Below are 20,798 nucleotides of genomic sequence, written 5' to 3' on the forward strand. Positions count from 1 at the left end.
ATCACTTCCTGAAGCTTGCCCCTATCTTATCCGGTAACGAATCAACCGCTTTTAAGAAATTCTCTATGTTATTTTTCTTCCGGCCCTCATCCTTGAGGTGGTAATTATAATTATCAAAAAGGTAAGCCATCCTGAGCCTGTTGTAACGATCCAGCGTTGGGTCTTGTATCATGCTCAGCAAGCGGTTTTCGAGGGCGGTTTTGTTCCCGGTTTCTGCTAGCGCCCTGCCTATACGGCCAATGTCGCCGTAGTAATGATTGTCACCGGTATTGGAAGCAAGCAAACACGTACCAAGAAGTAAGTCAGTTGCCTGGATGTTCAGCGCTTCAAGCTCTTTCAGATACGTACCCCTTCCCGCCCAGGCATAACTCCCATCGGTAGCGCGTGAGAAATTGTCATTCATGATATCGAGGTGAGCGCGGAGAAAAATATCCCATTGCGCCGTCTCCGCTGCCAGCCTGCAAATACTGACCGCATGCAACCGCGGGGCACGGTCCATACTGCAAAGCCCCATTACCCGGCGAAGACGTTTCATCTGCAGCGCCTGTACGGGTGAGAGGTAACGTTCAACGTAAAACTCAAGCGCAGGATTGGCACGCCTTCCTGAAATGGCTTCCTGAACTGCCGATCTCAACAATCCAAGGTGTACGGGGTCAGCCTTCATTTTTAGATCCAGGGCCTGGAGCCTTTTTTGGTCCCATTCTTCGTATTGTTTTTGATATTTCCTGTACTTCACTCTCGATTCCCTTTCTTTGTCCCAATCGTAGTCAGGCTCTTTCGGCATTCCTTCGAAGTTGTTGGCAAAGGAAAGAAATTCCGAAGCTTTCGTTCCCTGATCCTGTTGTTCATGATCCATATCCGATGCCCTGGTGAGGTAAAGTGTGGCCGTGGAATCTATCATGCAGTCGACATACTGAACAAGATGTGCGTAACTGAAAGGAAGGGGCTGCTCTTCCAGGTCGAGGTACAGCGCGCTGAGACCGTCATCGTCCTGCTGGTATACCCAACCTTTTATTTTGTCCTGCGAGGAATGGTATGGAATGTCAAGCTCGAATTCTTCGTCATTTTGCAACGGCATGGAAAAATATTGCACGAACCTGACGTCCTCATAATCTCTATATCCGTCTTTGGCTATCCATGGGAGCTTTTCCATTGTGGCCTCCGGGAACCTTGTTAAAAATGCTTCCGGGGTAATGTTATTGTCTATTGCTTCGCGGGCCTGGCTCAAGTTCGTATTCAGATGAAAATAGGTGGCAGGCCCTTGTGCCAGTGCTTTGTATTCATGCGGCTCGCAGTTTCTGAATCTGATGTGCATAGAGTCAACGATGTGACTTAACCGGTTCATCGTTTGTTCATTGTAGATGAGGCCGTTGCTATGGATGGTGAATTCTGTTGACTGAGCCGATGCAGCATGGCCGCACATGACCAACAAAGGCAGGAGTAGAAGCACTTTCATAGATTGAGATTTTAAAGGAAGATGATGGCAGACAAGAAATTCCATATCCACACTGTCAAAAAAAAGCAGGGCAACTCCCCGGCGTTAAAACACAGCCATGTACTTACGTTTGGCGGATAAAAAGTTATGAATGGCGGAGTTTCTCTGGCCATATTCTGATTCAGGAAATTATTTTTATGGATGGGCGTTCCTTGTCGCAAGCAATTCGGTTAAATTGATTACCCGGACGAAACGGTTGCAAACGGCCCGCTTTCGCGCGAAATATCATAGAATAAAGAACATGGGTATTTGATACATGAGCTCGAGCATTCTCCTCATACACTGTAAAGACCAGGCCGGACTGGTTTACAAAGTAACGCAGGTCATTTTTAAACATAACCTGAACATCATCAGCAACGATGAATTTGTGGAGCGTACATTGGGACACTTTTTCATGCGCACCGAATTTTCAGGTGCCTTTGAAAAAACTACCATGATGAAGGAGCTCACGGATATTCTGCCGCCCGATGCGAATATCAAATTAAGCGAGCATCAAAAAAGGGACATTTGTATTCTTGTCACCAAAGAGCATCACTGTGTAAGCGACCTGCTGATCCGCCATCATTTCCAGGAGCTCGACTATAACGTCAGGTGTGTGATCAGCAACTACCAGAACCTGCAGGATCTTGTATCTAAATTCAACATTCCCTTTCATCATATTTCACATGAAGGGGTCAGCAGAGAAGACCATGAGGCTGCCATCCTCAGCGTGGTTCAACAATACAATCCTGAATTCATTGTGTTGGCCAAATACATGCGTGTGCTCTCTCCTGCTTTTGTAGGTCAGTTCACCAACCGGATCATCAACATCCATCATTCATTTCTTCCCGCATTTGCCGGCGCCAGTCCCTACAATCAGGCCTATGCAAGGGGTGTAAAGATCATCGGTGCCACAGCCCATTTTGTTACCGATAGTCTCGATGAAGGCCCCATCATTGCCCAGAGTGTGATACCGGTAGCCCACACCCACAGCGCCAAAGAAATGGCCCTCGCAGGCAAAGACGTGGAGAAAATTGTGCTGGCCAGGTCCCTCAAACTGGTGCTGAACGAACGGGTTTTTGTTTACGGAAACCGGACGATCATTTTCGAATGATTCCGGTCTGATCAGGCGCACTGCTACTTCTTCTTAAAGATCTTGTCCCTGTACTCCCAGGCTAACCTCAGACCGAACAGCAGGATCACGATCCAGACACCTATGAAAAGCCAATCCGGCAGGCCTTGCGTGCTGTCATAAGGCGTGGAGTATTTTAGACGTTGTGGCATTTTTTCTCTTTAAATACATGGTGGCTTTTGGAGGTAACTGCGCCAATCTTCTTTCGAGTTGATTTGTCCAGTCGCATAAACAATCGCTTACTCACTCCACGGAGAATTGAGAATAGATTCACAAAAGTCTTTCCTTTGAAAATTAGGGATCATAAAAGCGCATATATCCGCGTTAATACTTCCGTACGTCGTACCCACTTTATGTTTAAATCCTTCGAAAAAAATTGGTATGACCTTATTCTTAAAACCGGTACGCGGAAATTGTTTAACAATATCATCACGGTCCTTCTCAGACAACTGATCAAAACCTCTTCCCACCACGTCAAGCGCCACGCCGTAATTTAACAAGGCCACTTCGGCTTCTTTATGCTCTGCTATTCCCGGCGATGTGTGCAGGGCTATCGCGTCCCATACCAATTGAAGCACCTGTTGTGAAAGTCCATGGCTCCTCAGAAAATCACGCGCTGCGTTGGCTCCGTCAACCTCAAATCTTTTATCAGCACTGCTATAATGCGGCATCAGTCCGAGGTCGTGGAAGGTTGCGCTTACATACAGGATCTCCGGATCGTATTTAACCTTTTTTTGCACGCCATTCAGCGAAGCGAATACAAACGACCGCAATGAATGATTATAAAGGAACTCAGTTCCATGCTGCAACAACAATTCTGTAGCCTGACTTGCTATTGTGCTGTCGGGTATTTTAATACCGGCGACAGTTTTGGGTGTATGAATTGCCATGGGTTAGCAGATTTAATTAAAAGCCTACGCAGACCATAATTTACGCTTTTCACCCTTCATTTCTGTTTTATCTCAAAAATGGTGCGATAGTAAAGAGCATCATTTTTCTTAAAATATTTCTTCCCGCAGCATGTTAACGTTTGGCCAATGCTGCCATAAACTGTAAAACTCCGGGAATCCCCGAAGTGACGTGTTCTTTTTACAGTTTCACTTAAAAATCATTTTTATGAGCAAGAGAGTTCTTTCATTTTTTATGGCTTCGCTGCCCCTGATTGCTTTCGGTCAGTTCAATGAGGCCATTGGCACCTACAAAGATCAGGTGGGGCGTTCTGTGCAACGTGCTAAGGTTGATCCCGGATTTATTGCAGCAGGTGAAGATGGGCTTACCGTTTTCGGGGGTACAGAAGCCTCTATCGTTAAAACAAAACCCAGCGGCGCTCCCGTATGGGCTATGGTTTATGGCGGCGTTGGCAATGAATCGTTCAGCTCCCTTCGTGAGGTTTACGCTTTCTCCTCGCTTCCGGTGAATGGCTACGCCGCGCTGGGAACAACCACCACCTTTAATGGCAGCGAAGATCTTTACTTTGTAAGGACCGACCTTTCAGGAACACCTTTATACTCCTTCACCTTCGGCACAAGAGAAGGTGATGACCGCGGACATTGCCTGCAGTATATTAAAGACTTCTCCACCGGGAAATACGGCTACATCATGGTGGGGCAGACCGATTCGTACCACTACTATGGAGACTCAACCGATATACTGATCGTAAAAACCGATGAAGACGGCGCGCTGATCAGGGCCAAGGTGATGGGCAACGCGGCAAATGATATCGCTCGTTGGGTGGAGCAAACAAAAGACGGAGGATTTGTGATAACCGGATCGACCCGCTTAGGCGCGAACAGCGATATTTTTGTGGTACGCCTCGATAAGGACCTGAACATGGTCTGGCAGTCCATTTACCGGCATTGCGACGTGCCTTATACAGAGGTGGGCTACGGCATTGTCGAAAATCCCATCGACGGATCGCTCACGGTCACAGGCTTCACCAATAGCTTCGGACTGGAATACAGCCAGGATGCATTTTTATTAAACCTGAAACCCAACGGCGCCGTGAACTGGATGAGAACCTATGGAACAAAAGAGATCGAGCAGGGCATCAGCATAGACCTGAGCGGTGGCGGCAGCGAGTACGTGGTCTCAGGTTATGCCATTGATGGCGGTGGCAATAAAGATGCCTTTATTTTCAAAACCGATATGGCTGGCAATCCCATCTGGAGTAACCTCTATGGAGCGTCGTCAGGCAATGGGGAGCAGGGTGCTGAGATCACGAACGACGGAGGCAGCGGATACATTTTCACCGGTTTTGCCGAATCATCCTATACGATCAACCGCGATTACTACCTCGTCAACCTGACGTCTGATGGAATTAGCGGTGGCTGTGAAAGAGAATTTACACGTGAATGGAAATCGCACACCCCCTGTACTTTTGCAAACTTCCAGGACGTGGATGTTTACGACATCAAATTCGCGTGCACGCAATACGAAAAAGTGGACTACCAGGCGCGCGTTTGCTCCGGCGGTGAGTCACTTCGATCCCTGGCCGAGCCCCGCGAAGGATCAACCGATGCCCTGACCGTGATCCCCAACCCGACATCCACCACGGTGCAGGTTTTATTCAACGATATCGCCATACCCAGAAAGGGTGGGACGCTGATCGTATCCAACCGGAGTGGGAAAATTGTTTACAAGACATTTATTGATTCCGGTGACGTGCGCATACCGGTTGAAACGTTCCCCAACGATCTGTACGTGGTGCGGTTCATTGGCAGCGATGGCAAACAATATCAAAAGAAGTTCATCAAAAAATAATCACCACCGCTAAAAGACCCGGGTACTATCTCAGGAATGTCCCCCCTTGGCGGGGATATTCCTGTTTCGTTTTAGCATTCTGCCGATCACCAGACGTCTTTAACGGGCAAAGCATGAATTTTACAGGAGGAGCTGCCTGACAACCTTCGTCAATACATTATATTAGACATCCATTAATCACCCCCCATGAAGATCTTTCTCACCGCTGTGGTAGCGCTTTTTCTGATTGCCTGCCAGGAAGAACCCACACAACAAAGTACAAGCTCACAGGCCTCAGGTGACACACTCGTCTATTACCGGCAGCCAGACGTAGATTTTTTTGAGCTACCCTACTGTGCCGGGACTTACGGTTGTGATACCGTTAATTGCATCGACATCGACTGCAATGTTGGAAAACTGTTCGCAACAAGCTGCTCCGCCACGCCTTATCCATGGCGGTGCATCAACGAAGGCGATACGCTAACCGTGATCGTTTTGATCAGCGGTGTGGAGTATCCAGACAAAACTCATTGCGCGGGTAAAAATGAAACAATCGAGCCCATTTACTATGGCGATAGCAAAGCAGTACCGCAGGGCAGCCAGTTCGATACACCACCACAAGGCTGGCCCACCGCGAGCGCTCAGGGACTGGCCATTGACAGTAAGACGGGTAAGATCAACATCGATCAATCCGTAGCGAATGGCATTTTTGGGGTTGTACCGAAGCATGGAAGTGAACGTAATATCCGCATTTATTACAAGCTCAATGACGAGAGTCACTATACCCTCAATTACACAGACATAACTTTTGTATACGATTCCTCAGCGGGAAATGCCAGGATTACTGATGATGGTCCGGGAGGCGGAACCGTAGTGATCGTGAAATCATGTAACTGATGACAAGGGCGGTAAATGCAATTTGCCTGAAGACAGTCGGCCTGAAGGTCAGCTGTTTGATCTTCACGATCGTTGCATTTTGCCCACCTTCCGCAACGGGCGAGGCACACACACCACCGGAATACACAATATCTTCCAGCCACCCTAACGACAGCGCCATGCATAAAGACATGCTGCGATGCAGGGTCCTGTATGCCAAAGTGAATGCGCTGTTTGACGATAATTTCAATTTTACCTCCGGCCCCATGATGCAGATGCTGACGGAGATCATGGACATTACCATGCGATACCCGGGCGCCGATACATTGCTATCTGATCTTTACGGCAAAATGGCCATTTGCTACCAGGACCTGGGAAAGGATGAAGATGCTGTGGCAAGCCTCCGGAAAGCAAAAGCGCTGCGGAAAAATAAAAAGCCCGACCGCAGTCTGTTCAACATCTACTTAACGCTCGGTAATCTGTTCATGAAGTCATATGCTTATGATTCGGCAGAATACCACTTCACTTACATCGAAGATCGCCTGGCACAATTTCGCGGGCTGCGTAAAAACGAGCTGCACCGATTATGGAATGAGCTGGGTGTGCTGCATTATAACTATGGCGATCACAAGCTGGCGCTCAATTATTATCAGCAGGCGCTGCAAAATGGCCTTTCCGTATTTCCGCCGCAAGCAGAACAAATCGTAATGGTGCAGAACAACATCATTGCTGTTTTGCTCAGGCTCGATCGGCCGCACGAAGCGATCCGGAAATACCATACGCTGATCTCCTATGGCAACACCCTCCCCATCCTGTTCCATAACCTTGGCAAGACCTACCAGCGTGTTGAAAAATATGACAGCGCGCTGCTGTATCTAAAAAAAGCAGAGTCATTGGCATCGGACGACGTACTCAAAATAAAACTCTTCAATAACCTGGCAATAACCTATATCGGTTTGAAAGATTACGACCAGGCCCTCCGTTGCCTGGACAACGCAATTCTGCTGAACCGGAGATTTTACAAAACAAAGAATGCAGCACTGGCCTACTCTTATATGAACAAGGCCAGGATCTGCGAGCAGCAGCATAAGATCATTGAAGCCCTGAAGGAATACCAGGCTGCCATCAGGGTGCTTCATTTTGATTTTAACGATAGCAGCTTCTACACTGCCCCGGATGATCTCAACAATGTGGTGTCACGCCCCTACTTTTTTGAATGTTTACACAACAAGGCTATTGCCCTGCGTAAGCTTTACGAGACATCGCCACAACACCAACACCTGCAGGCTTCATTTATCCACTATGAGAAGGCGGCTAAGATGATGGATCTTATCCGGAAAAGTTATTCTTCGGAAGAGGCAAAATTGCTTTTCAGCAACCATACGCATATGGTTTATGAAGAAGCCATTGCCACCGCCTTCGAATTGTATGAACACACAAAGGAAGAGCGGTACAAAGAGACTGCATTTGCTTTTTCAGAGAAAGCCAAAATGACGGTATTGTCCGAAGCACTGGGGGCGCTGAAGCTTAAAAAATTACCCGGCCTGCCCACGGACCTGATCAGCGAGCAAGCGCAATACAAACGGAACATCGGCAGGTTGCTCGTGAGGTTAGGCGATACCAGAGACAGCGCCGTAAGCCTGAAAATCAGGAGCGACCTTGCTGCCAGCGAGATCGCCCTGTCTAAAATAGAAGATCAGCTGGAAAAGAATAAAAGATACCGAAACCTTAAATACGATCGCAAGCCATTGGGCATTTCAGAGATCCGGTTGCGCCTTCAAAAGAATGAAGCCCTTATAGAATATTACCTCGCGCAGCATGATGCTTTCATTTTCACATTGACCGCCGATGATTTTACCCTTCATCGTGTGCCCCTCTCATCTTCGTTCTTCGATTCGTTTGAAAAGCTCAAAGCTTCACTGTATGCTGCCGGAGAGGGTGTTGCCTATCGAGGCGCCAGTCCTTCCTATACCGTGTACAAACACCTGGTTGAGCCTGTATCAGGTCTTATCAATGATAAAAAAAATTGGATTGTTGTGCCCGATGGTATGCTCAGTTATATCCCCATAGAAGCGCTGGTTTCTGATACTGCCGCGAGCCGGTTTGTGATCGAGGAGCACGCGGTGCGGTATACCTATTCCAGCCTTTTTTTGCCCGCGGCGGATGAGACTTCATCGGACGGCAGCATACTTGCCTTCGCGCCGTTCGATCATGTTAAAAAAATGCCGGATATTCATCCACTGAAAGGGTCAGGCAAAGAGATCGGTGCGCTGCAGGGCACACTTTATTATAATGAAGCGGCAACAAAGACTGCATTCCTGCAACAGGCCAATGCTTTTGACGTCATTCATTTAGCCACCCATGCCGAAACATTCAGCGAAGATCCGTTGCGCTCATTTATCTCTTTTTATCCCGGGTTGCAACAAGCATACGATTCCAAATTATACATGCCGGAGATCTATGCCCTTGATCTTGATAAAACCAAAATGATCGTGATCAGCGCCTGTGAGGCAGGAAGCGGCAAGCTCATGAATGGCGAAGGACTCATCAGCCTGTCACGTGCATTTGCCTTCGCCGGCTGCCCTAGCATTGTCACCAGCTTATGGAAAGCGGATGATGAACTCACCGCCACGCTGATGATCAGCTTCTACCGGAATTTGAAAAAAGGTTATACCAAAGATGAAGCCCTGCGAAATGCCAAACTGGAATTTCTCCACGCAGGCCAGGATCATCGATTGAGATCACCCGTATTCTGGGCAAACTTCATATGCATTGGAGATGCCAGCGCCTTGTATAACGACAGCACGATCTACACCATCAGTGCCATCGTTGCGCTGATACTTTTACTCGTGATGGTTTTCCTCAAAGTCAAAAAAAAGCATCGACCCGTCCCGGCCTTCTCCGAAGAAGAGTTAAATTAAGTAACTTGTCAATCTATTATCCAGTTAATCCTTAAATCCTTTAATCCTGGTATGACAGTCTCTGCAACGGACGAAGGGTTGATCGGCGCACTCAAGAACGGAGATAACGAAGCGCTGAAGTACGTCTATAAAACGTATTGGCCAATGGTATCACGGTTTGTGAGGTGCAACAGCGGCAGCATGGAAGATGCCGAAGAGTTATACCAGGAGAGCATCATCGCGTTGTATGAGAAATTGCGGACCGAAGATTTCCATTTAACCTGCTCCATCAAAACATATATTTATGCCATTTGCCGCAACAAGTGGCTTTATCAGCTCAAGGGAAGGAAAACAATAATCGATATCGAAGAATACGATGCCATCAGCATAGAACCTCATGACGACACACACGAGCTTCCTGAAGACAAGGAGATCGTGGAAGCCATTGGCTCCATGGGAGATCCTTGCCACACACTGCTCATTGGTTTTTATTACCAGCAACTGTCACTGGATACACTCGCTGACAAATTAAAATATGCCTCCGCCAGTGTGGCACGGCAACAAAAATTCAGGTGCGTGGAGCGGTTAAAGAAACTATTTCTGCACAGACGATACCGGTACACCAATGAGTGAATTGAGTCAAACAGAGATGATCGCGCGTTACCTTCAGGGTGAGCTTGACGCGAAGGACCTGGAACAGTTCAATGCCAGGCTTGCCACGGATGATGCGTTCAAACGTGAAGTGGAGCTGCAGCGCACCATTATTAAAAACATCACCAGGGCAGGCCGTCATGCGCTCAGGTCCCAACTCAAGCAATACCATCAGCAGATCATTCATGAAACAGAGGCGACGTCTTCTCAGGACATTTCAGGCGAAGCGACAGTCAGAGGCAGGTCATTTAAAAATCGTTCGAGGCCAGCGACCAGGAAACGGGCGCTGCTGATGGCGGCCTGTGTTGTGATAGCCTTAACGGCGATTGGCCTGGGGTACTATGCCTACCTCTCTCCAGAGCGCATTTTCAACGATGAGTTCAAACCCTATGCAATCCGTACCACGCGGGGTTCTTCCGCTCCGGCGGATATTGTCTCACTATACAGGGATCATGACTACAACCATTATCTTTCAGCATACCAGGCACGGGAGGTAAAATCTCTACAGGAAATTTTTCTCGCTGGAAACGTATACCTCATCAAAGCAGATGCCGCCCGGGCGATCCAATGCTTCCGGCAGGTAATGATCGAAAATGAAAAACGTGCTGCCGAAGACCAGCGATACTATGAAGACTCCGAATATTTTTTAGCCCTGGCGTATCTGCAAAACAACGAGCCCGATAAAGCAGAGATCCTGTTCAGAAAAATAATGGCTGCACCTCAGCATCCGTATAACCATGAAGTTGGCAACGGATTGCTGTGGAAGATAAGCGTGGTGCGGTTCAAGCTTGGAGTTAATGATTGACAGGTGTTTTTCAACCATTGCAATTCCAGGTATCTTCAGCATACGCCAATATTTTCATAAATTCGGGTACAACCTGTAAAAAATATGAGCAGCTTAGGCGATGTCATCGAAGCAATAGAGCTTCACGCGGTACAAGATCTACGCAAATACTTTTCAGAGGGTGTGGATCCCAATGATCTCTTTAACGGTATACCGCTCATCTATGAACTGACAAGCGAATACGCACGCTCTCCCTTGTTCAAAGAGTGTGTGAGAGCTTTTGTAGATCACGGGCTGGTATTTGAGGATAAAGCTTTGCTGGCTGTGCTGCTCGACGATGGTGATTCCCTGAACAAGCATATCACTCAATATCCGGAAACTGTCACCAAACGATACAGCCTTAAATGTGCCTACACACCGATGGATGAAGTTACCTTACTGCATATTTGTGCGGAGTTCAACCACGTGGCTACCGCACAGGTGCTGATCAGTCATGGGGCCGACGTCAATACCAGGGCTGGAACAGACGAGAATGGTTTCGGCGGCCAGACACCTGTTTTCCACACCGTCAATCAAAACCAGAACCAAAGCATCGACATGTTGAATTTATTGCTGTCGATGAAAGCTGACCTGCAGATCACGGTGCCTGGGCTCATTTGGGGAAAGGGTTATCCATGGGAAACTTTGATCCCTTCCGTAAACCCGATCAGCTATGCCATGATGGGTTTGCTTCCGCAGATGCACAGACGTGAAGAGACCATTTCAGGCATCGTGACCACGCTCTTAAAGCAAGCGTATGGCATTGATTATAAACCCAAAAATGTACCGTGTGCCTACTTGAAGAAATAATAACAGGATTTACAGGATCTCAGAATGTGGACTCAAGCTTCTTCACCCTGCTATAGCACATCCAAAGTATTATTCCACCCAATAATCCGAAAGAGCAATCGATCAGCTGCCAGAAAAAGGGTATCCCGCGGACAGCTCCTGCAATGAACGCCAAAGGGAAAACCGCGGCGCATGATATTAGTCCGAACTTCAATACCCAGATGTTCCTGACAGGGTCTTTAATGATGCCGGCGAATAACACCGCCAGTATAAGATGCGCAAATGCCAGCCAGTCGGTGCCATACGCTATGAATGGATACTTCGAATCAACCTCAGTGATACCCTGGTATACCGTTTCGATCCAGCGCGACAATCCATTATCAAGCTTAAAGTAAACAATTTGGTCATGCGCATAGGTGAGCCCTGTATGGATCGGAAAGGCGGTTATGCCACTCACGATCAGTCCTGCGACGAATACATATAACAGGATGCGCACTTCACGCCGCAGATTCTTCGCGTCTTTCATAAGGTAATGTAAGTCTCTACATTCAAAGGGACATGCCCCAATAACAGAAAAGTACTTTGTAATTCAAAGTAAATATACGTGAAACAGGCCTTTGGGTTCTAATTTTTCAGAAAAAGAGATCACTACTGAAGATCATTTCAGCATCGGAGCGTGGGCACAGTAAGATTATGGGTCATTGAATCATCCTCTCAGTCTTCCTCCGGACATATCAAGGATAACAACTTTTTCGATGGAAGGTACGTCATCATTGCCGGCTTCGAATATCGCGAACAGCACTCCCTGATCGAAGTCCTTACGCCAGGCTGTTATAATAAAATGCTCAGGTAAAGAAGGGCCTTCCAGGTCAACTTCCCGGCTGCTGATCTCGTCATCCAGGATGTCGTGGTTTTTTACACAGCTTTCACCGGTTGTACATACATAGCAAACATTTTTATCCAGAATTTTAGAGATCACCTCCTTTACGTTGGTCACAGGACTGTCGTTGTCCACCAAAACACATAACCAGTTTTTATTGGGAATGTCCTTATCCCAATTTTGCTCCGCGTTGTAACGTACCACTACTATCTCTCTATCGTTTGCGGTTAGTGCCATGTTTCGTTCTGTTGAATGCTGATCAAACATTGCGTTATAAACTTTTATCAGAAGGGCACGTGTTGTAAAGCGTTGGCATCTTTCAGCAGCACCAGGGAGCAGACAACGGCGGTGATGATCCCTGCAACAACCATCAGCGCGTGAAAACCTACGCCGGTGTATGAAGCGGTATTGGTGGTATTGATATATGAAGTTTTCATGTGTTCTGCGTTTATGATGTAAATAACGCAGTTGGCTGTCGCCCCGGCCACGGCAAAAAGGCTGTCTCCGGCACCGGGTAGGTAAATGACGGAAAACAGGCGGTGAACCCAGCCCCGCGTTTCACCTAAAAGGCCGCAAAAAACACCTTCTAAGCCCCATTTTCTGATCCCAGCCATCCAATCACCCCAGAGGGTGCCTTGATCTCCATTATATCCAAGCTACCGTAACGGTCATTTCATGGAACAATCGCTTTTTATCGGTAGAAGCCCGTTTTATGCAGGTAATCCTTACAATTCAGCGCCCGGGTTTTTATATTGAGCGATATTTCCGTCTGTACATATCGATACGGTTATGAAAAGACTTTTACACCCGCTGCATTCTTTGAGCTTCACCCGGAAATATCAATTCGCGGCACGCAAATCATACGCCGTGTTCTTTGTATTCGTTTCCTTTCATTCATTCGCACAACAAGGATCACAAAACAATGACAGTTTATCCGCCAGGGTATTGCAGGAGATCGTGGTCACGGCCTCCAGGTCGCAGGAGAGCCTGTTACGCGCACCCGTCAGCATCGAGACCATGTCCCTCCAGGCTATCCGGCAATCAGCTCATTTTAGTTTTTTCGATGCGATCCAAAACCTGAAAGGGATCCAGGTGCTTACGCCGAGCATGGGCTTCAAGGTGATTAATGCACGGGGGTTTGCCAATACAACCAACGTGCGGTTCGTGCAAATGGTAGATGGGCTCGATAATCAAGCGCCCCACATTGGAGCTCCGGTCGCCAACACCCTTGGCCCGAACGACCTCGACATTCTCAGCGTGGAAGTTGTGCCCGGTTCAGCGTCTGCGGTTTACGGAATGAATGCCATCAACGGACTGGCTAACTTCGTTACAAAAGATCCTTTTCAATATCAGGGCCTCAGCATCAACCAAAAGACGGGATTCAATAACGTTAAGTCTCCGGAAACAAATGCGACTATTATCTCAGAAACAAATCTTCGTTTTGCAAAAGCTATCAATGACAGATGGGCATTCAAGATCAACGGCACATTCATGAAAGGAACAGATTGGTTTGCCAATAACCGAACCGATCTGAACCCAGCCGCAAATGTTTCTACCGGGCTAACCGGAGACCTGAACCCCGGAAGCGACCATGTAAATGTCTATGCAGACGAATCGGCCAACAGGCGAACCTTGACCCTGGGCGGAAAACAATATGTGGTGAGCAGAACGGGTTATGCTGAAATGGATGTTGCCAGCTATGGTATTCAAAACCTGAAAGGCGACGTCTCACTGTTTTTCCGGCCGAATGAAAAACTGGAAGTGAGCTACACTTACCGGGCAGCGCATCAAAATAATATTTATCAACGCACCAACCGGTTCAGGTTCGGCAACTACCGCACACAACAGCACGCACTGCAGTTTAAGTCCGCGTCAATCCAGTTCAGGGCTTATCTCACGCAGGAGAATACAGGCGATTCTTATAACATCCGTTCCATGGCGGAGAATATCGACAGGACATTTAAAAGCGACAATGCCTGGTTTTCTGATTTTACCAATCGATTCAATTCGGGCACTTCGGGCGGCATGAGTGTTGCTGATGCTATGCATGCTGCGCGGGCCTTTGCAGACAACGGACGGTACGTGCCTCACACAGCGCAGATGCATCATCTGATCGATTCCTTGCGGGACATCAACAACTGGGATTATGGCGCAGCCCTCCGGGTAAAAGCGAACCTGGCACATTCAGAATTTCAACATGACATCACCCATTTACTTTTTGACAAGAACTCCCGGGTAACGTTCATGTATGGGCTGGATTTCAGAGAATATATCATCGTGCCAGATGGCAATTACTTCATCAATCCCGAAGAGACGGGAGACAACCTCAACTATTGGAAGGTCGGCGGATTTGTGCAGTCATCGGTCAGTTTGTTGAATGACAAAGTGAAAGTGAATGGCGTTGTGAGGATTGACAAAAATCAATATTTCGATCCGAAGATAAATCCACGCCTGGCCATCGTCTATTCTCCCACGCCCCTGCATAACATCCGGGTTTCGGCCCAGAACGGTTATCGGTTCCCCAGTATCTTCGAAGCCTTTTCAAACATCAATAGTGGCGGCAGAAAACGTGTGGGAGGTTTGCCGATCATGTCGAATGGGATTTTCGAGAACAGTTATACCCAGGCGTCCATTACCGCATTCCAACGTGCCGTGCAAACCGATGTGAATACTTCGGGCATGACGTTGAACGATGCCATTCAAAAAGAAGAAGGACTGTTGAAACAAAATCCATACACCTATCTGCAGCCCGAGCACGTTACAAGCTTTGAAGCAGGTTACCGTGCAGCCCTTTTCAATGAGCGCTTAAAGCTGGACATGGATTTCTATTACAACACTTACAGGAACCTGATGGCGCAAATCGATGCCAACATTCCCAAACGACAGCATCCTGATAGCATAGGCTATTATCTGCAGAGCAACAGCAGGCAGAACCTCTACCGGTTATGGACCAACTCCAAAACAATAAGTTACAACTATGGCGCGTCATTCGGCGCAAGCTATGATGTATCTAAAAAATTAAGGATCGGTGGAAACTTCACCTATGCAAAACTCTCACGGAAAGATCAGAGCGACGGACTTGAAGACGGATTCAATACACCCGAATGGACTTATAATCTATCGGTTGCCAGCCCGAATTTTTATAAAACCATTGGCTTCAATATAAATTTCAGGCAACAGCCGCCGTACTTATGGCAATCAGCCCTCGCTACAGGGAATGTGGATGGTTATGCTACGCTGGATCTGCAACTTACGGCTGACCTGCTGGAGAATACATTGTTATTAAAACTGGGTTCCACCAACCTCACGAATAAATATTACTATTCATTTATTGGCGGCCCGGCGATTGGTGGATTTTATTACATCGCTGCAACTTTTAGTATGTGATGGCGATGCCTGCTCCCCCAGTCACTGAGTTGTTTTAAGAGCGGCCCCAGCTCAATGGCCATTTCAGTGAGCGCGTACTCCACCCTGGGAGGAATTTCAGCATAAACCGTTCGCTTCACCAGGCCATCCTGCTCCAACGCGCGCAGCTGCAGGGTAAGCATACGTTCGGTAACAAAGGGGAACTTCTTGCTGAGGTCGCCAAACCTTTGTTTCCCGCTTTCCAATTCGCTTAGTATCTGCAGTTTCCATCTGCCGCCGATCTTGTTAATAGCATAGGTAAGATCACATTCAACGAGGTTTTTTTCGTTGCGGCTATAAGTCGAATTTTCCTTTCTGGCTGCCATTACTTACATATTTGATAGTTCCCTACAATTGATCGAACGTCCTGTAAAATCAAAAGTCACAGGATACATTGCCAACGAAATTTTCACGACCAAAGTTTAAGCATCAATAGTATGGATTTGTATTTAAAAGGAAAAACGGCGGTGGTTACCGGTGCCAGCCAGGGAATTGGCCGCGCCATCGTAAAACAGCTGGCCATGGAGGGTGTCAAGGTTTTTGCAACCGCCAGAAACGAAGATCTGCTGAATGATCTTCAAGCAGAGGTTCGCGCTGCCGGTGGCGTTGAGCCGGTCACGTTCGCCCAGGATCTCGTTGCACCCGATGGCCCGGAAAAGATCGCCACGCAAGCGCTGGCCAGCCTGGAACATGTCGATATACTGATAAACAATGCGGGCCGCAGTCGCCCGGTAGACGTTGTTGCACCCGAAGCGCCGTGGATGGAATCTGTGACGCTGGACTTCGACCGTCCCCGGCAGCTCACGCAGTTATTTTTGCCACACTTGATGGAACGCAGGCAGGGCGCCATCCTGAACCTCGCCAGTACGTATGAGCTAAGATCGATCAATGTTTCAGCAGTTGCCAAAGCGGCGGTGGTAGTGTGGTCCAAGCAGCTTGCCGCACAACTGGGCCCCTACGGTATCAGGGTCAACTGTCTGCAGCCGGGCCTCATCGATACGGAGAATATCCGCCCTTTCTTCCCTGGTGATGAACGGAAGAAATTTGCCGGACGCGAGATCCCGCTGGGAGATTTTGGTGAACCACAGGATGTTGCCGACATGGCCACTTTCCTGGTATCACCCCGCGCGCGGTACATTACCGGCACCGTGGCGGTTGTTGATGGCGGCATGCGTCATCATCCGTTTTGATGTCGCAAAATCACCTTTAAACTGTCGCATTCAGCCTGTGCGTGGATTCAATGTTCTTACCACCTTTGTACTGTTGACGTTAACCAACACACAAAGTTAAGTGGAGCAGCAACCACTCAAAAAACGGGCGAATCCGAAAAGCCTGACGAGTAGGAAGCAAAAAAAAAGAAAATTCTTATGTCTAACAGTGTTTCACTCCATAGAATACTTAAAGCATCTCCTGAGAAAGTATTCCGTGCCTTTACGCAAGCCTCAGCCATTGCATCATGGTTACCTCCTTACGGATTTATATGCACCGTGCATCAATTGAGTGCAGAGAAAGGTGGTACTTTCAGGATGTCGTTCGAAAACTTTTCAACCGGTAGCAGTCATTCATTCGGCGGCACATACCTGGAAGTAAAGCCCAATGAATTCCTGAAGTATACCGCTAAGTTCGACGACCCCAATCTGCCCGGGGAAATGATCACTTCGGTGTCGCTCCGGAATACCATTGCCGGTACCGAAATAAAAATTTCACAGGAGGGAATTCCCGCTGCCATCCCGGCCGAGATGTGTTATTTAGGCTGGCAGGAATCGCTCGAAAAGCTGGCGAAGCTGGTAGAGCCTACGATACCGGATGCCTAAGGCATGATTCGAACACAAAAGCTCAGTAAAAAATTACTGAGCTTTTTCCTTCTTTAGTGAGCTGTCTTTTCCTTCATGACCGGGCGTGCAGGTGATCTGCCTGGATACCCATTCTGACCTTAAAAGATTCCCCAAGGTCACTACATTCCAAAAAGCTTCGCAAAAAACATCCTGATCTTTAAAGTAAAATCTTCTTCACTGCGTCTTCAGGTTATAGATGGATGAGGCTCTGACCACATTGAAAACCGACAGCCCCAGTAAAAAAGTCATTCAAACTGTAAAAGATTACGGCAATCGCCTCTTTGGCTTTATCCGTGGCCGTGTAAAAACCGATGAGGATGCCGAAGACATTTTACAGGATGTGTGGTACCAGCTAAGCCATGCCGTCAACGCAGAGGATATCGGCCAGATGAGCGGGTGGCTTTTTAAAGTTGCCCGTAACAAGATCATCGACAAGCACAGAAAAAAAAGCACCGTTTCCCTGGATGACTTCAGCGCTGACACTGAAGAGGGTGAATATTTCTACAAAGATATTTTATTGATGAACGACACCGACCCCGAAGAGGAATATCTGCGGGAAGTGTTCTGGATCGAATTATTTTCCGCCCTCGACGAGCTTCCGGTAAATCAGCGGAACGTATTCGTGTGGAATGAGCTGGAAGACATGACGATGCAGGAGATAGCCGACAAGACCGGCGAGAAACTGAAAACCATCATCTCGCGAAAGCGTTATGCGGTAAAACACCTGCGCGAAAAACTTGAATCGTTGTACAATGATCTGTTAAATTATTAGTGCATAAAATGTTTCGTTATTCCAATCGATATGGTATGAAAAGAAGGTTTCCCTTTTTCTTCTTTTTTCCGCTGCTGGTGCTCGTTTTGTCCGCGGTGATAATGCTCTTATGGAACAGTATTCTCCCCGAAGTAGTGCATGTGGAAAGGATCAGCTATCTGCAGGCCATGGGACTATTCATTTTATCACGGATCCTGTTCGGCGGCTTTCGCTTTGCAGGAAGAGGCCGGCCGGGCTTTGGTCCTCCCCCACACATTCGTGAAAAATGGATGAACATGAGCGAAGAAGAGCGAATGAAATTCCGGCAGGAGTGGCGCGCGCGTTGTGGTCGTCGGTGAGCGTACAGCAAAGCGGTATTGGCGTCTTCTCAAAATAACTCCTGTGGTTTAGCGTATTTCTTCAGGTCATCCGTCTTCCTGATTGAAGTCAAACAAAAAATAAAAACATGACAAAGCAACTTGTAAAACCGATACTGGCCGGCATCCTGATAGGTGTGGCCTTTTATGTGCTTCCGTTCTTTTTCTTCAGGGGATTCTTTTTCTTCATTGTCGTTTTCTTCCTGATCCGTTTCCTCTTTTGGGGACGGTGGGGTGGTCCGTTCAGGGGCTGGAGAGGATACTACGGGCATAACAGCATCCATCCCGCTTTCGCCGACACCATCCGCAAAATGAGCGATGAAGAGTACGAAACATTCAAGAAAAAATTCGACGGTTACCGGATGTCGGCGGATGACGAAGGCAGGAACCAGGACTCAAAACGTTGATTTAATCACTAAATACAATGAAACGAAGCACAAATTTTCTAGTCGCGTTTGCGGCAGCAATAATTACTTTCGGCACACTCCACCTGGCGATAGGCCCTAAGCAATTTGGATGGCGCAACCATTACCGCCATGCGTACGGTTCGTATAACGACCATCATCCCTGCGATAACAACAGCAAGGAGCCAAAAGACAATGATCCAAACGCAAAATCGCCGGATCAGGATCCCTCCTCCAAGTGATCGACTCAATCCAACAAAAAAAAACAAACTATGCATCAATATTTCAATTATGGCGCCTGCCCTCCTGGTATGAAGCGGCACGCCCATCCACTGCATGAAAGATTTTCACGCATGGCCTATCACCGGAGGCCAAAATACAATGTACCGGTGAACATACTTGAGAAAGAAACACACTACGAAGTGCACGTGTACGCTTTGGGATTTGACAAGGCACAAATAAAAGTGAGTGTAGCCCATGATGTGCTTTACATCAGCGGAACCCGCACGATTGATGAAGGTGATCTGCCGAACTTCATTCAGCAGGAGTACCCGATCAGGTCCTTCGAAAGGATGATCCTGCTCCATGGCAAGGTCGACACCGCCAATATCAGCGCACGCCACGAAGAGGGCATCTTGAAGATCACGCTTCAGAAAACGCCAGACGCGCACAAGAATTCACAGGAAATAGTGGTTCAGTAGTGAGTCGGAGATGAATATAAAAACCCCTGGTGTTTCAGGGGTTTTTCTTTTGTTACTCAGAGATAGATAGTAAACGTCGGGGGAAATATGCTGATTTGTCACAGATATGGAGCCAGTCTTCACTTAGCTTTTGAATACGCGACTTTCAACCGCGTCAATTTATCCTTATAAGTTTGCTTATAAAAAGCCCTTAGGTCATCTCTTAAAAAAGACGCATCAACCAGTTGATCGATACGCTCTTCTTTGCCATTAAATTCGTCAATGATCTTACCAACCCGACTTTCTTTTATTCCCAGCACGCTGCCAAATTCTAAGAAGTCGTCATAAGTGTAAAATCCGTGCGCATCATACGCTTCGGTAAACCGGTCCTTGAAAAGCGTGAGTGCCATATCCGCTTCTCCAGATGAATGTATCCGTGTGCAAAGAAGATCATAAGCCGGCGTAAGGATATAGTCACCATCATCGGTTTTTACAGCAGAGAAGTTTCTGGCGTGCGCATCTCCATTTGAAAAAATATAATTGAATATCACCAGCCTGAAGAATTTTTCCAACTCAACAGCATACATGGCGATATGACGTTTGATCAATAGGCCGATCTCCTCGTAGGAAAGGTCATACTTATAATTTTTTCCGTGTGTTTCTGCTGTGACCTGCGCAATCTGAGCGAAATCTTCCTGAGCGTTTTTTGATCCGTCCGCTTTGACATCAAATCGTTTTACCAGATATGCCGGTGCATTGTCCTTAAAATGAATGATGGCATTCGGTGGAATGGTGATCTTGAAAATTTGCCCGGCAACTTGCATCGTTAAATGTTCGTTGGCGGGTGCCTGATCGAGATTTTTAAACTGTCCCACTGGTATGGGTTTTAAAATATACTGCGCATTGGTGTTGGTTAGTATAAGCTCATTATTCTCAAGTCTCAGACTGTATTTTAACTGTACACCGGAAATGGATAATCGCTTTACCGCATTTGCATAAAGATCCGAATGTTCTGTCACAGGTGAATTGAAAGGCAGAACATGTTCGACCTTCTTGCCTTCGAATAACTGTTGCAAACACTT

General features: G+C 47.4%; 22 protein-coding genes. 14 read left to right on the forward strand and 8 right to left on the reverse strand.

Going from position 1 to position 20,798, the window contains the following annotated elements; all coding sequences use genetic code 11:
* Position 1: 1 nt before the first annotated feature.
* Positions 2-1,456, reverse strand: coding sequence for a hypothetical protein (locus KK083_RS03855; RefSeq protein ID WP_254160869.1), 1,455 nt, complete (start codon positions 1,454-1,456; stop codon positions 2-4).
* Between the two features lie 295 nt (positions 1,457-1,751).
* Here KK083_RS03855 and purU point away from each other — a divergent pair, with 295 nt between their 5' ends.
* On the forward strand, positions 1,752-2,588 hold the full coding sequence (gene purU / locus KK083_RS03860; protein ID WP_254160871.1) for a formyltetrahydrofolate deformylase: 837 nt from the start codon (positions 1,752-1,754) through the stop codon (positions 2,586-2,588).
* Positions 2,589-2,611: 23 nt separating this feature from the next.
* Here the strand turns inward: purU and KK083_RS03865 are convergent, their stop codons facing one another.
* Together KK083_RS03865 and KK083_RS03870 are read right to left on the reverse strand one after the other, a co-directional pair.
* Positions 2,612-2,758, reverse strand: a complete 147-nt coding sequence (locus KK083_RS03865; protein WP_254160873.1) for a hypothetical protein — start codon at positions 2,756-2,758, stop codon at positions 2,612-2,614.
* An 87-nt stretch (positions 2,759-2,845) separates the two neighbouring features.
* A complete protein-coding gene (locus KK083_RS03870) occupies positions 2,846-3,496 on the reverse strand; it encodes an HD domain-containing protein (RefSeq protein ID WP_254160875.1) in 651 nt (216 codons plus the stop codon).
* A 226-nt stretch (positions 3,497-3,722) separates the two neighbouring features.
* On the opposite strand from KK083_RS03870, the gene KK083_RS03875 reads away from it, so the two are divergent.
* From KK083_RS03875 to KK083_RS03900, 6 genes are all read left to right on the forward strand, one after another.
* Positions 3,723-5,366 (forward strand): T9SS type A sorting domain-containing protein, encoded by a 1,644-nt coding sequence (locus KK083_RS03875; protein ID WP_254160877.1) that lies wholly within the window; start codon positions 3,723-3,725, stop codon positions 5,364-5,366.
* A 186-nt stretch (positions 5,367-5,552) separates the two neighbouring features.
* Positions 5,553-6,242: a hypothetical protein gene (locus KK083_RS03880; protein WP_254160879.1), complete on the forward strand. Its 690-nt coding sequence runs from the start codon at positions 5,553-5,555 to the stop codon at positions 6,240-6,242.
* A 158-nt stretch (positions 6,243-6,400) separates the two neighbouring features.
* The gene (locus KK083_RS03885) at positions 6,401-9,142 is read left to right on the forward strand and encodes a CHAT domain-containing protein (RefSeq protein ID WP_254160881.1); all 2,742 of its coding nucleotides are present in this window, start codon (positions 6,401-6,403) and stop codon (positions 9,140-9,142) included.
* 51 nt (positions 9,143-9,193) lie between these two features.
* Positions 9,194-9,754: an RNA polymerase sigma factor gene (locus tag KK083_RS03890; protein WP_254160883.1), complete on the forward strand. Its 561-nt coding sequence runs from the start codon at positions 9,194-9,196 to the stop codon at positions 9,752-9,754.
* A complete protein-coding gene (locus tag KK083_RS03895) occupies positions 9,747-10,577 on the forward strand; it encodes an anti-sigma factor (protein WP_254160885.1) in 831 nt (276 codons plus the stop codon). The genes KK083_RS03890 and KK083_RS03895 overlap by 8 nt, the downstream gene beginning before the upstream one ends.
* A gap of 84 nt (positions 10,578-10,661) precedes the next feature.
* Positions 10,662-11,405 (forward strand): ankyrin repeat domain-containing protein, encoded by a 744-nt coding sequence (locus KK083_RS03900; RefSeq protein ID WP_254160887.1) that lies wholly within the window; start codon positions 10,662-10,664, stop codon positions 11,403-11,405.
* Positions 11,406-11,424: 19 nt separating this feature from the next.
* Here KK083_RS03900 and KK083_RS03905 read toward each other — a convergent pair whose 3' ends face one another.
* The 3 genes from KK083_RS03905 to KK083_RS03915 all read right to left on the reverse strand — a co-directional run bounded on the left by KK083_RS03905 (position 11,425) and on the right by KK083_RS03915 (position 12,701).
* Positions 11,425-11,910, reverse strand: a complete 486-nt coding sequence (locus KK083_RS03905; RefSeq protein WP_254160889.1) for a hypothetical protein — start codon at positions 11,908-11,910, stop codon at positions 11,425-11,427.
* Positions 11,911-12,090: 180 nt separating this feature from the next.
* The gene (locus tag KK083_RS03910) at positions 12,091-12,501 is read right to left on the reverse strand and encodes a DUF7684 family protein (RefSeq protein WP_254160891.1); all 411 of its coding nucleotides are present in this window, start codon (positions 12,499-12,501) and stop codon (positions 12,091-12,093) included.
* Between the two features lie 47 nt (positions 12,502-12,548).
* Complete coding sequence (locus KK083_RS03915) at positions 12,549-12,701, reverse strand: hypothetical protein (protein ID WP_254160893.1); 153 nt, start codon at positions 12,699-12,701, stop codon at positions 12,549-12,551.
* A 352-nt stretch (positions 12,702-13,053) separates the two neighbouring features.
* On the opposite strand from KK083_RS03915, the gene KK083_RS03920 reads away from it, so the two are divergent.
* Entirely contained in the window at positions 13,054-15,651 is a 2,598-nt protein-coding gene (locus KK083_RS03920) for a TonB-dependent receptor plug domain-containing protein (protein WP_254160895.1), read from the forward strand.
* On the opposite strand, the gene KK083_RS03925 is transcribed toward KK083_RS03920, so the two are convergent.
* Positions 15,624-15,995 (reverse strand): winged helix-turn-helix transcriptional regulator, encoded by a 372-nt coding sequence (locus KK083_RS03925; protein WP_254160897.1) that lies wholly within the window; start codon positions 15,993-15,995, stop codon positions 15,624-15,626. The two genes, KK083_RS03920 and KK083_RS03925, sit on opposite strands and share 28 nt — an antisense overlap.
* Before the next feature lie 111 nt (positions 15,996-16,106).
* Between KK083_RS03925 and KK083_RS03930 the strand changes: the two genes are divergently transcribed.
* From KK083_RS03930 to KK083_RS03955, 6 genes are all read left to right on the forward strand, one after another.
* Positions 16,107-16,859, forward strand: coding sequence for an SDR family NAD(P)-dependent oxidoreductase (locus KK083_RS03930; RefSeq protein WP_254160899.1), 753 nt, complete (start codon positions 16,107-16,109; stop codon positions 16,857-16,859).
* Between the two features lie 177 nt (positions 16,860-17,036).
* Complete coding sequence (locus KK083_RS03935) at positions 17,037-17,483, forward strand: SRPBCC family protein (RefSeq protein WP_254160901.1); 447 nt, start codon at positions 17,037-17,039, stop codon at positions 17,481-17,483.
* A gap of 217 nt (positions 17,484-17,700) precedes the next feature.
* The gene (locus tag KK083_RS03940) at positions 17,701-18,276 is read left to right on the forward strand and encodes an RNA polymerase sigma factor (protein ID WP_254160903.1); all 576 of its coding nucleotides are present in this window, start codon (positions 17,701-17,703) and stop codon (positions 18,274-18,276) included.
* Between the two features lie 35 nt (positions 18,277-18,311).
* A complete protein-coding gene (locus KK083_RS03945) occupies positions 18,312-18,614 on the forward strand; it encodes a hypothetical protein (RefSeq protein ID WP_254160905.1) in 303 nt (100 codons plus the stop codon).
* Positions 18,615-18,721: 107 nt separating this feature from the next.
* A complete protein-coding gene (locus tag KK083_RS03950) occupies positions 18,722-19,039 on the forward strand; it encodes a hypothetical protein (protein ID WP_254160907.1) in 318 nt (105 codons plus the stop codon).
* Positions 19,040-19,308: 269 nt separating this feature from the next.
* Positions 19,309-19,737: an Hsp20/alpha crystallin family protein gene (locus tag KK083_RS03955; RefSeq protein ID WP_254160909.1), complete on the forward strand. Its 429-nt coding sequence runs from the start codon at positions 19,309-19,311 to the stop codon at positions 19,735-19,737.
* Positions 19,738-19,856: 119 nt separating this feature from the next.
* Here KK083_RS03955 and KK083_RS03960 read toward each other — a convergent pair whose 3' ends face one another.
* Positions 19,857-20,792, reverse strand: a complete 936-nt coding sequence (locus KK083_RS03960) for a type II toxin-antitoxin system HipA family toxin (protein ID WP_254160911.1) — start codon at positions 20,790-20,792, stop codon at positions 19,857-19,859.
* Positions 20,793-20,798 lie beyond the last annotated feature (6 nt).

Source organism: Chryseosolibacter histidinae, from assembly GCF_018598225.1.
GTDB lineage: Bacteria > Bacteroidota > Bacteroidia > Cytophagales > Cyclobacteriaceae > Chryseosolibacter > Chryseosolibacter histidini.